Annotated in this window: 11 protein-coding genes; 2 read left to right on the forward strand and 9 right to left on the reverse strand. The window is 72.4% G+C overall.

Annotated elements, in window-relative coordinates; translation table 11 throughout:
- Positions 1-10 precede the first annotated feature (10 nt).
- Positions 11-1,117 (reverse strand): succinyldiaminopimelate transaminase, encoded by a 1,107-nt coding sequence (gene dapC, locus ACZ6S5_RS25395; protein WP_466004330.1) that lies wholly within the window; start codon positions 1,115-1,117, stop codon positions 11-13.
- Positions 1,114-1,440 carry a ferredoxin gene (gene fdxA / locus ACZ6S5_RS25400; protein ID WP_089005361.1) on the reverse strand — a complete coding sequence of 109 codons (327 nt, stop codon included), beginning with the start codon at positions 1,438-1,440 and terminating at the stop codon, positions 1,114-1,116. Before fdxA ends, dapC begins: the two co-directional genes overlap by 4 nt.
- A gap of 79 nt (positions 1,441-1,519) precedes the next feature.
- Between fdxA and ACZ6S5_RS25405 the strand changes: the two genes are divergently transcribed.
- Entirely contained in the window at positions 1,520-2,482 is a 963-nt protein-coding gene (locus tag ACZ6S5_RS25405; RefSeq protein ID WP_466004312.1) for a GNAT family N-acetyltransferase, read from the forward strand.
- Positions 2,483-2,561: 79 nt separating this feature from the next.
- Here the strand turns inward: ACZ6S5_RS25405 and ACZ6S5_RS25410 are convergent, their stop codons facing one another.
- The 3 genes from ACZ6S5_RS25410 to mshB all read right to left on the reverse strand — a co-directional run bounded on the left by ACZ6S5_RS25410 (position 2,562) and on the right by mshB (position 4,521).
- Complete coding sequence (locus tag ACZ6S5_RS25410) at positions 2,562-3,026, reverse strand: hypothetical protein (RefSeq protein ID WP_466004313.1); 465 nt, start codon at positions 3,024-3,026, stop codon at positions 2,562-2,564.
- A gap of 83 nt (positions 3,027-3,109) precedes the next feature.
- A complete protein-coding gene (locus tag ACZ6S5_RS25415) occupies positions 3,110-3,580 on the reverse strand; it encodes a hypothetical protein (protein ID WP_466004314.1) in 471 nt (156 codons plus the stop codon).
- Positions 3,581-3,597: 17 nt separating this feature from the next.
- Positions 3,598-4,521 (reverse strand): N-acetyl-1-D-myo-inositol-2-amino-2-deoxy-alpha-D-glucopyranoside deacetylase, encoded by a 924-nt coding sequence (gene mshB / locus ACZ6S5_RS25420; protein WP_466004315.1) that lies wholly within the window; start codon positions 4,519-4,521, stop codon positions 3,598-3,600.
- 86 nt (positions 4,522-4,607) lie between these two features.
- Here mshB and ACZ6S5_RS25425 point away from each other — a divergent pair, with 86 nt between their 5' ends.
- Positions 4,608-6,752, forward strand: a complete 2,145-nt coding sequence (locus ACZ6S5_RS25425; RefSeq protein ID WP_466004317.1) for a S9 family peptidase — start codon at positions 4,608-4,610, stop codon at positions 6,750-6,752.
- 57 nt (positions 6,753-6,809) lie between these two features.
- Here the strand turns inward: ACZ6S5_RS25425 and ACZ6S5_RS25430 are convergent, their stop codons facing one another.
- From ACZ6S5_RS25430 to ACZ6S5_RS25445, 4 genes are all read right to left on the reverse strand, one after another.
- Positions 6,810-8,546 (reverse strand): ABC transporter substrate-binding protein, encoded by a 1,737-nt coding sequence (locus tag ACZ6S5_RS25430; protein WP_466004318.1) that lies wholly within the window; start codon positions 8,544-8,546, stop codon positions 6,810-6,812.
- 105 nt (positions 8,547-8,651) lie between these two features.
- Positions 8,652-9,638 carry an ABC transporter permease gene (locus ACZ6S5_RS25435; RefSeq protein WP_466004320.1) on the reverse strand — a complete coding sequence of 329 codons (987 nt, stop codon included), beginning with the start codon at positions 9,636-9,638 and terminating at the stop codon, positions 8,652-8,654.
- Between the two features lie 9 nt (positions 9,639-9,647).
- Entirely contained in the window at positions 9,648-10,655 is a 1,008-nt protein-coding gene (locus ACZ6S5_RS25440; RefSeq protein ID WP_466004322.1) for an ABC transporter permease, read from the reverse strand.
- Positions 10,652-10,915: oligopeptide/dipeptide ABC transporter ATP-binding protein (locus ACZ6S5_RS25445; RefSeq protein ID WP_466004323.1), on the reverse strand; the 264-nt coding region annotated here is incomplete at its 5' end. The genes ACZ6S5_RS25440 and ACZ6S5_RS25445, both read right to left, overlap by 4 nt.

Consider the following 10,915-nt stretch of genomic DNA (forward strand, 5'->3'; position numbering starts at 1 on the left):
GCCCCGAGGATCAGTCGCGCAGCCGGTCGGCGACCGCGGCGACGTGCTCGTCGGACTCGGTCAGCGCCACCCGGACGTGCCGGGCGCCGGCCGGGCCGTAGAAGACGCCGGCGGCCACCAGGATGCCCCGCCGGGCCAGCCGGTCGACGGTCTCCCAGCAGTCCTCGTCCCGGGTCATCCAGAGGTAGAGCCCGGCCTCGGAGTGCTCGACGGTGAAGCCGGCGCCGGTGAACGCGGCGCGTAGCCGCTCGCGCCGGGCCCGGTACCGTTCCCGCTGCTCGTCGGCGTGCGCCTGGTCGCCGAGCGCGGCCACCATGGCGGCCTGCACCGGGGCGGGCACGATCATGCCGGCGTGCTTGCGGATCTTGAGCAGCTCGGCGACCAGCGCCGGGTCGCCGGCCACGAAACCGGCCCGGTAGCCGGCCAGGTTGGAACGCTTGGAGAGCGAGTGCACGGCCAGCACGCCCTCGTACGACCCGCCGCAGACCTCGGGCGAGAGGATCGAGACCGGCTCGGCCTCCCAGCCCAGCGGGAGGTAGCACTCGTCGCTGGCGACCACCGCGCCGCGCTCGCGGGCCCAGTCGACCACCTTGCGCAGGTGGGCGGCGGGCAGCACCCGGCCGGTCGGGTTGCCGGGCGAGTTGACCCAGACCAGCCGCACCCGGGGGTCCGGCCCGAGCGCGGTCAGCGAGTCGGCGCGCACCGTGGTGGCGCCGGCCAGCCGTACCCCGTCCTCGTAGGTCGGGTAGGCGATGGACGGCACCACGACGATGTCACCGGGGCCGATGCCGAGCAGCGTGGGCAGCCACGCCACCAGCTCCTTGGAGCCGATGGTCGGCAGCACGCCGAGCCCGTCGACGCCCGCGCCGCAGGCCCGGGCCACCCACGCCGCGATGGCGTCCCGCAGCGCGGGGGTGCCCGCGGTCGGCGGGTAACCGGGGGCGTTGGACGCGTCCGCCAACGCCTGCCGGATCACCTGGGGGACCGGGTCGACCGGCGTGCCCATCGACAGGTTGATCAGACCACCCGGGTGCGCCGCGGCCGTCGCCGCCGCGGCGTCCAGGGTGTCCCAGGTGAAGTCGGGCAGCCGCGACGAGACCGGCGCGGGCCGGTTCAGTGGCCCTCTCCGCGCGGCGGCTGGGCGGCCACGAACGACGCGTCCTTCTCCACCTTGCCGATCTTGGAGGCGCCGCCGGGCGAGCCCAGGTCCTCGAAGAACTCGTAGTTCGCCCCGGTGTAGTCCTTCCACTGCTCCGGGACGTCGTCCTCGTAGAAGATCGCCTCGACCGGGCACACCGGCTCACAGGCACCGCAGTCGACGCACTCGTCGGGGTGGATGTAGAGCATCCGGTTGCCCTCGTAGATGCAGTCGACCGGGCACTCCTCGATGCAGGCCTTGTCGAGCACGTCCACGCAGGGCTCGGCGATGATGTAGGTCACCGGTCTTCTCCTCCGCAAGACTCGTCGCGATCACCGCGACCGGTAAGAGCCTAGTATCTCGGCGGGGAGGAGGTCGATCGTGCTCCGACAGCAGGACGTGGGACACCGGATCGTGGTCCGCCGTATTGTGGGGATTCGCGAAGGCCGGCCGCTGTTCACCGACGCCCTCGGTGATCTCGTCGAGCTGAGCGAGAGCCATATCACTCTCGCCACCGACAGGGGTCGGCTCCGGGTCCCGATAGGGGAGGTCCACCGGGCCCGGCGGGTGCCGGCGGCGCGCCGGCCGACCGCCGCGGCGGTGGTCGCCCTGGAACTCGCCGCCGACGAGGCGTGGCCCGCCCCGGTACGCGGACGGCTCGGTGACTGGCTGCTGCGCAGCGCGGACGGCTGGACCGGCCGGGCCAACTCGGCGCTCCCGGTGGGCGACCCGGACCGCCCGCTGCCCGCCGCGATCGACGCGGTGCAGCGGTGGTACGCCGAGCGCGGCCAGCGCGCCATGGTCAACACCCCGCTGCCGCTCGCCGCGCCGGTCGGCGCGGAACTGGACGCCCGCGGCTGGGGCGAGGGCCGGCCGCTGGTGCTGGTGCAGACCGTGCCGCTCGCCGCGCTGCCGCCCGCTCCGGCCGGGCGGGCGGACCTGCCACCCGTGGAGCTGGCCGATGCGCCGTCCGAGGAGTGGCTGGTGCTGGCCGCCGGGCGCAAGGGCGGCCTGCCGGACGCCGCCCGACACGTGCTCACCGCCGTGGACCGGATCCGCTTCGCCCACGTGTACGCGGACGGCCGACTGGTCGCGGTCGGCCGGGGCACGGTGACCGGCCAGGGACGCTGGCTCGGCCTGACCCTGATCGAGGTGGTGCCCGAGGCGCGCCGGCAGGGGCTCGCCGGCCGGGTGATCCGCTCGCTGGTCGACTGGGCCCGCGCCGAGGGCGCCACGCACGCCTTCCTCCAGGTCGAGCAGCGCAACACCCCGGCCGTGGCCCTCTACCGCGGCCTCGGGTTCACCACCCACCACACCTACCTGACCCGGGTCGCCCCGGACTGACCCGCGTTGCGGCAAGTCGGGGCATCCCTGTCCGGGGACACCGCGACCTGCGGCAACACGCGCCCGCGAGCCGCCCGGATCAGCGGCGGACCACCTTGCGGGGCTTCGCGGCCTTCAGCTCGGCGTACCGCTTGAGCTGCTGGGAGCGGTAGTCACGGCCGAGCGCGGTGAGGGTCAGGAAGCCGACCAGCACGCCGGCCGCCGTGGCCGCCAGGTAGAGCCAGATCTGGGCGAAGAAGAACCCCGCGCCGTCGGCGAACGGGCTCTTGCCGACCAGCAGCGGACCGACGAACAGGGTCAGCGCGAGCGCCACCGCGACGGCGGCGGTCAGGTCGCCGGCCCACCGCCCCACCGGGCGGTCCCGGCCCCAGCGGAACGCGAGCACGGCGAGGACCAGCCCGATCACCACGAACATCAGCAGGGTGATCCGGTCCGTCGCGGTGTCGTTGTCCGAGAAGGCGAACCTGTTCACCAGCCGCGCCGCCACGTTGACCAAGAACAGCGCCGCCGCCAGCACGCCGATCGCGCGCCACCGCTCTTTCATCGCACGCCTCCCGCCGTCCGCCCGCCCCCACGGCAGGCTCCTGGCAGGAATATTTACCACCGCGGCCGGTGTGCCGTCTGCCCTCAGCCTTCGGGCGGGGCCACGAGTTGCCGGAAGCCGAGCACCGCGAAGGTGACCGCGCCCGCGACCACCAGACCCAGACCCAGCACGTTGTCGCCGGTCAGCGCGAGGTCCCCCTCGGTGGTCCGGAAGCCGCCCGCGACGATCACCACGAACCAGGGCACGGCGGCCAGCGCCACCGCCCACCGGGTCCCGACGGCGGCGTGCGCGAACCAGGCCAGCAGGACGGTCAGCGCGACCACCCCGGCGACCCCACCCACCGTGGCCGAGATGCCCACCAGCGCCTTGGCGGCGCCGCCGGACCGGCCCTTGACCAGCTCCCAGGCCCCGGCGGCGAAGATCAGGTCCAGCATCGCGGCGAGCACCCCCGCCCAGACCACCACCACGCCGCCGGCGATCCGCAGGGCGAGGTCGAGGGCCCGCGACGGCCGCTCGGGCGGCGCGGCGGGCTGCTGCTCGGGAGCGACCGACATCGGTACGGCCGGCAACGTCACCGGAGGCCGGCCGCCGCGACCGGGGACCGGTCCGGCCCGTCCAGCGCCACCCCGGCGAAGAGGTCGTCCTCCCAGCCGTACGGGCCGTTGCCCGGGCCCTTCCCGCCGACCGCGAGGGTGAAGTACTCCACGCCCATGAACTCGGCCCCGAAGTTGCCGGCGATCGAGTAGAGCCAGGAGGTGGCCGGGATCTGGGTGGCGTGCGCCCGCATCGCCGCCTCCTTGGCGGCGTGCTGCTCGGTGGCGTCGATCCGCGCGGCGATCTCCGGGTCGGGTGTGCCGAAGGGCAGCTCGTCCGCGCTGTCGATGCCGGCGAAGGGGTTGTCCGACGACTCCACGAAGTGGTTCAGCCCGGCCTCCAGCACGCTGCGCGGCATCGCCGTCCAGTAGACCTTGGCCAGGGCGATCCCCTCGGCGTCGGCCAGCTCCACGGCACGCATCGCCACCCGGTGCGCCTGGATGTGGTCGGGGTGGCCATAGAAGCCGTTCGGGTCGTAGGTGACCAGGACCTGCGGGCGGACCTCCCGGATGACCTCGACCAGGTGGCCGGCGGCCTCGTCGAGGTCGGCCTGCCAGAACGCCCGCGGGTGCTCGTTGGTGGCCAAGCCCATCATGCCGGAGTCGCGGTAGCGGCCGGCGCCGCCGAGGAAGCGGTGATCGGTGACGCCGAGCGCGGCGCAGGCGGCGGCCAGCTCGCCGATCCGGTACCCGCCGAGCTGGTCGGCCTCAGCCGCCGCGAGCTGGGCCAGCTCCGGTACGTGGATCTCGCCCTCCTCGCCCAGCGTGCAGGTCACCAGGGTGACGTGGGCGCCGGTGGCGACGTAGTGGGCCATCGTCGAGCCGGTGCCGATGGACTCGTCGTCGGGGTGCGCGTGGACCAGCAGCAGGCGTCGGTCGGGCAGCGTCGTCACGACCGTCACTCTAACCGGCGGTCCTGTCCCACCAAGGGTTACGCGTCCGCGCAGGTCGGCCACATCACGCTCGGCGCGCGCCTACGATCCGAGACGTGGACTTTCCCGAGCTGGCCGCCCGTACCCGCCGGTTCAGCCACGGGGCGCCGCGCGCCGTCTCCGTCGCGGACGACGGCTCCCGGGTGATCTTCCTGCGCTCCTCGGGACCGGAGGACCCCGCCGACGCGCTCTGGCTGCTGGACGTCGCCTCCGGCGAGGAGCGGCTGGTGGCCGACCCGGCGGTGCTGCTCGGCTCGGACGGCGACCCGACCGCGCTGTCGCCGGGTGAGCGGGCGCTGCGCGAGCGGCTGCGGCTGGCGTCCGCCGGCATCGGCTCGTACGCCCTGGACGCGGCCGGCCGGGTGGCCGCGTTCGCCCTGGCCGGCCGGCTGTTCCGGGCCGACCTGGTGCACGGCGACGTGATCGAGGTGACCGCGGTCGGCCCGGTGATCGACCCGCGTCCCGACCCGACCGGCGAGCGGCTGGCGTACGTCACCGACGCCGCCGAGGGGGTCCGCCGGGGTCAGTTGCGGGTGGTGGAGCCGGACGGCACCGACAACCTCCTCGCCGGTGAGGACAGCGGCGTGACCTGGGGGCTCGCCGAGCACATCGCGGCGGAGGAGTTCCACCGCTACCGGGGCTACTGGTGGGCGCCGGACGGGCGCTCGGTGCTGGCCGCCCGGGTGGACGAGTCACGGCTGATCCGCTGGCACCTGCACGACCCGGCGGACCCGGAGAGCCCGCCGACGACCGTCGCGTACCCCCGGGCGGGTGGACCGAACGCACAGGTCAGCCTGCATCTGCTCGACCTCGATGACGGCTGGGTCGACGTGCACTGGGACCGGGAGACCTATCCGTACCTGACCTCGGTCGACTGGGCGGACGGCGGCCCGCTGATCACCGTGCTGCGCCGGTCCCAGCAGCACGGTCTGGTGCTCGCCGTGGATCCGCGGACCGGGGAGACCCAGGTGCACGCCGAGCTGGCCGACCCGCGCTGGGTGGAACCGATCCCGGGCACGCCGGCCCACCTGCCCGACGGCCGGGTGCTGGTCGGCGGCGAGCTGGCCCACGACGGGTACGACGCCCGCTGCCTGTTCGCCGACGGCACGCTGCTCACCCCGCCCTCGCTCTACGTACGCCGGGTGGTGGGGCGGCTGCCCGCCGGCCCGAACGGCCCGGCGGACCTGCTGGTGGAGGCGAGCGAGGGTGAGCCCAGCCAGCGGCACCTCTACCGGGTCCGGACGGTGATCGGCGGCGGGATGGACGCCCGGCGGATGGGCAGCGACCCGGGCTGGCACACCGCCGCGATCGGCGGCGCGACGCTGGTGGTCGGGACGGCCTCGCTGGAGCATCCCGGCACCCGCTGGCGGGTGTGGCACGGCGACCGGGAGGTGGGCGAGCTGCGCTCGCTCGCCGCGAACCCGCCGTACGCGCCCCGGCCGCTGCTGGTCCGGGTGACCGACCGGCGGCTGCCGAGCGCGGTGCTCTACCCGACCGAGCATGTGAAGGGCACGAAGCTGCCGGTGCTGCTGGACGTCTACGGCGGGCCGGGGCACCAGGAGGTGGTCGCCGCGCGGGCCGCCTGGCTGGAGCGGCAGTGGTGGGCCGACCGAGGCTTCGCGGTGGTGACCGTCGACAACCGGGGCACCCCGGGCATCGCCCCCTCGTTCGAGAAGGCGATCCACCGGCGGGTGGCCGACGTGATCCTCACCGACCAGGTGGACGCCCTGACCGCGCTCGCCGGCAAGCACCCGGACCTGGACCTCGCGCGGGTGGCGGTGCGGGGCTGGTCGTTCGGCGGCTGGCTGGCCGGGCTGGCGGTGCTGCGGCATCCCGAGCTGTTCCGCTGCGCGATCGTCGGCGCCCCGGTCACCGACTGGACCCTGTACGACACCGCGTACAGCGAGCGCTATCTGGGGATGCCGGACGACGGGATGGACGTGTACGCCCACCACTCGCTGGTGGAGCTGGCCGCCGAGCCGGTGGGCGACCCGGCGCAGGCCCGACCGATGCTGCTGGTGCACGGCCTGGTCGACGACAACGTGGTGGCCGCGCACACGCTGCGGCTGTCGGCGGCGCTGCTGGCCGCCGGCCGGCCGCACGCGGTGCTGCCGCTGACCGGGGCCAGTCACATGGCCGCCGGCGGGGTGGCCGAGCGGCTGCTCCGGCTGGAGCTGGACTTCCTGCGCCGGCACCTGTGAACGGGGAAGGCCCCGGTCGACGCCGTTGTCGACCGGGGCCTTCAGCTCAGTGCCGGGTCACTGCTTCACGTAGGCGTTGATCAGTGCCGGGTAGCCGAAGATGCTGGACAGGTAGATCCCGCCGACCTTGGAGCCGTGCAGGTAGTAGCCCTGCTCGACGAAGAGCGGCACGGCCGGGGCCAGCTCGGTCATGATCCGCTTGTCGAGCTTGGCCCACTCCTTGCCCTGCTCGGCGGCGGGCATGGCGAGCACCCGGTCGAACTCCTTGTTGATCTCGTCGCTGTTGACGTACGAGGTGTTGCTGTTGCTCTCGGCCTTGATGGTGCGGCCGTCGTAGAGCACCGGCAGGATCGCGGCGCCGCTGGGCCAGTCGGCGGCCCACTGGTCGGTCCAGAGGTCGTACGGGTTGTCCTTCTTGCTGGTCTCGTCGAGCTTGGCGTCGGTCGGGATGGTCTTCACCGTGATCTTGAAGCCGGCCTTCTCCAGGTTGGCCTTCAGCTGGGTGGCCAGCTCCGGCGAGTCGTCGCTGATGCCGAGCACCAGCTCCGGGGTCTTGCCGGCGAGCAGCTCCTTGGCCTTCTCGACGTTGCCGCTCGGGCCGGCCGGGTAGGCGTCGTAGTTCTCCCAGCCGATGGTCGACGGCGGCATCAGGGTGGTGACGGCCTTGGCCGAGGCCTCACCGCCGTACGCCTTGATGAAGCCGTCCCGGTCGATCGCGTAGTTCAGCGCCTGGCGCACCGACAGGTCGGTGACCCGCTGGGTGTTGATGGTGAGCCGCCACAGGCTCGGGGTCTGGCCGCGCACCGAGCGGTCCTTGAGCGACGCGTCGCCGGTGACCCGGGCGACCAGCGCGGAGGGGACGCCGTTCCAGGCCAGCGCCGTCTGGTCGTCACCGTTGTCGGCGATCACCCGGTTGGCGCCCGCCTCGGCGTCCGGGCCGAAGTTCCAGACGATCTTGTCCGGGTACGCGTGCCGCACCGGGTCGGTCTTCGGGTCCCAGTTCTCGTTCCGCTCCATGACCACCTCGACACCGGCGGTGTTCTTGGTGATCTTGTATGGCCCGGAGGAGAAGGGCTGGTTGTCCAGGTTGACCCCGGTGTCCTTCTCCGGCTTCAGCGGCGCGGTGTACGGCAGCGACGCGGCGAACGGCAGGTCGCAGTGCGGCTTGGCGAACTCGAACTTCAGCGTCTTCGCGTCCGGCGTGCTCAGGCCCGGCGGGAGCGAGGTCTTGTTCGCCTTGAAGTTCCACTTGGTGTCGTACTGCGGGTCGTTGGCGAGCCACTCCTGCAGGTAGGTCGGGCCGCCGGTGAGGTCGGGGTCGAAGGAGCGGGCGATGCCGTACGCGATCTCCTTCGAGGTGATCGGGCTGCCGTCCTCGAACTTCACCCCGTCCTTGATCTTGAATTCCCAGACCTTGCAGTCCTTGTTGACGTCGGTGCCCGGGGTCTCGGCGAGGTCGCCGACCAGGGTCACCTTGCCGGAGCCGTCGTCCTTGAACGTGGTCAGGAAGCGGCTGTAGAGCGGGGCGTTCATCAGGCCGGCGAACGAGTAGACCCGCTGCGGGTCCATGTGCGAGATCTTGGTCTCGCGGATCACCCGGAACGTGCCGCCCTTGGCCGCACCCGGGACCTCGGGCGCCGGGCCCAGCGAGTCCTTCGGGTCGGTGGCGATCGTGCCGCTCTGCACCCGGTCGGCGCCGGTGTCGCCATCGGTGCCCTTGTTCTCGCTGCACGCCCCCATCACCACGAGCAGTGCGAGTGCGCCGCCCGCGGCGGTTGCCCTCTTCAGGCGCATCTGCGCCTCCTCCCTATCTGGAGCCTCGTCAGACGACGTAGGAAAACTACGGTTTGTGTAGCAGAGAGCGGTGGATTTCTCCATGCCCCGATCCGGGCCGTTGCGCTATCGCAACCGGACCCGGGGATCGATGGCCGCGTAGAGCACGTCGACCACGATGTTGGCGATCACGATGAAGACCGCCGAGATCAGCACGGTGGCCATGATGGTCGGCAGGTCGCCCGAGCGGACCGCGTCCACCGCGGTACGGCCGAGCCCCTGGATGCCGAAGGTGGTCTCGGTGATGACCGTGCCACCGAGCGCGCTGCCCACGTCCAGGCCGGCGATGGTGACGATCGGGGTGATCGCCGCGCGCAGCGCGTGCCGCCCGTACACCTTGGGTTTGGCCAGACCCTTGGCCCGCGCGGTGCGGACGAAGTCCTCCGACAGCGTCTCCAGCATCTGCGCCCGGGACAGCCGGGCGTAGATCGCGGAGAAGAGGAAGGCCAGACAGATCCAGGCCAGGACGAGTCCGCTCGCCCACTTCACCGGGTTGTCGAAAATGGAGGTGTAGCTCGGGACCGGGGTGAGCCGCAGGTTGTAGGTGAAGATCAGCAGCAGCACCGCGCCGACGAAGTAGAGCTGCATCGAGGCGCCGGCCAGCGAGAAGCCGATGGCCAGCCGGTCCAGCACGGTCCCCCGTCTCAGCGCGGATATCATGCCCAGCCCCACGCCGAGCACCAGCCAGAGCACCGCCGCCGGAATGACGATGCTCAGCGTCACCGGCAGCACCCGGGCCAGGGTGTCGGTGACCGCCTCGCTGTTGACGTACGAGTAGCCGAGGCAGGGGGCGTCACACCGGCCGCCCTGGGAGCTGCCCAGGTCACGCCCGGTGACGATGCCCTTCATGTAGTTGGCGTACTGCTCCGGCAGCGGATCGCTCAGGCCAAGCTCCTGCCGGACCCGCTCCAGCCGTTCCGCGTTGCAGTTCTTCGGACACATGCCGCTGACCGGATCACGGGGCAGTCCAAAGAACATCAGGAAGCTGAGCACGCTCACCGCGAAGAGGGTGAGCACGGCGGCGAGCAGCCGGCGGACCAGGAATCGGCTCATGTAACACCCCTACCGGGACGACTTCGGGTCGAGCGCGTCACGCAGCGCGTCGCCGAGCAGGTTGAAGGCGAGCACGAGGATGAAGATCGTGACGCCGGGGAAGAACACGTACGCCGGGTCGGTCTGCAGGTACGGGATGCTCTGGAAGATCATCCGACCGAAGTCGGCGGTGGGTTCGAGGATGCCGATGCCGAGGAAGGACAGCGCCGCCTCCCCGGTGATGTACTGCGGGACGGCGAGCGAGAACGCGACCAGGATCGGCGCCCAGAGGTTGGGCAGGAGCTGCCGGAAGAGCATGTGCCCCAGCCCCGCGCCGCTGGCCCGGGCGGCCTCCACGAACTCCCGTTCGCGCAGCGAGATCACCTGACCGCGGACCAGCCGGGCGGTGCTGGTCCAGCCGAACGCGGCGAAGATGACGATGAGCACCGTCACCTGGAACGCCGGCGGCACCTCCTCCCGGGGGCCGTAGAAGCGCAGCGAAGCGGTCGGCACCACGGCGAGGGCGAAGATGAGGAACGGCAACGCCAGCGCCACGTCGGTGATCCAGCTGATCACCGTGTCGACGATCCCGCCGAGGAACCCGGCGAGGATGCCGGCCGCCACGCCGATCGCGGTGGTGACCAGGGCGGCGGCGAACGCGATGAACAGCGACGTCCGCAGGCCGTACACCATGCGGATGAAGATGTCCCGGCCCAGCCGCGGTTCCAGCCCGAACCAGTGGTCGCCGGTGATCCCGCCGACGTAGCCGAGCGGCATCCCGTTGCCGTCCAGGAGCTGTTGGAACTGCTCGTTCGCGCCGACCCCGTAGAGCTTGGAGACCAGCGGCGCGGCGAGCGCCAGCAGGGTGAGGAACAGCAGCACGCCGGCGCTCACCATCGCCGTGCGGTCCCGGCGCAGCCGGGCCCAGGCGAGCTGACCGGGCGAGCGACCGACGATGCCCTTCTCGGCGGTGGTGACCGGGTCGGCGGCGGGCTCGAGCTCGGCCCGCGCCGCGCCCTCGACCGGGGACAGGCTCATTGCGACACCTCCACGGACTCGCTGCTTCCGACGCCGACCGGCCCGCTCTCCGGGAAGTGACAGGCGGTGAGCTGGTTGCCGCCGTCCCGGGTGGTCAGGGCTGGTTCTTCGGTGGCGCAGCGGTCCTGTGCTTTCCAGCAGCGGGTGCGGAAGCGGCAGCCGGAGGGTGGGTTGAGGGGGGTGGGGACGTCTCCGGTGAGTCGGATGCGGCCGGCGGGGCCGAGGGTGGTGACGTCGGGGATGGCGGACAGCAGGGCCCG

This window comes from Micromonospora sp. NPDC051924, assembly GCF_055586005.1.

What these genes read in the sequence shown, in the direction of transcription:
- ACZ6S5_RS25410 (WP_466004313.1), bottom strand. Translation starts at nt 3,026, where the DNA reads ATGAAAGAGCGGTGGCGCGCGATCGGCGTGCTGGCGGCGGCGCTGTTC.
- ACZ6S5_RS25415 (WP_466004314.1), bottom strand. Translation starts at nt 3,580, where the DNA reads ATGTCGGTCGCTCCCGAGCAGCAGCCCGCCGCGCCGCCCGAGCGGCCG.
- ACZ6S5_RS25430 (WP_466004318.1), bottom strand. Translation starts at nt 8,546, where the DNA reads ATGCGCCTGAAGAGGGCAACCGCCGCGGGCGGCGCACTCGCACTGCTC.
- ACZ6S5_RS25435 (WP_466004320.1), bottom strand. Translation starts at nt 9,638, where the DNA reads ATGAGCCGATTCCTGGTCCGCCGGCTGCTCGCCGCCGTGCTCACCCTC.
- ACZ6S5_RS25440 (WP_466004322.1), bottom strand. Translation starts at nt 10,655, where the DNA reads ATGAGCCTGTCCCCGGTCGAGGGCGCGGCGCGGGCCGAGCTCGAGCCC.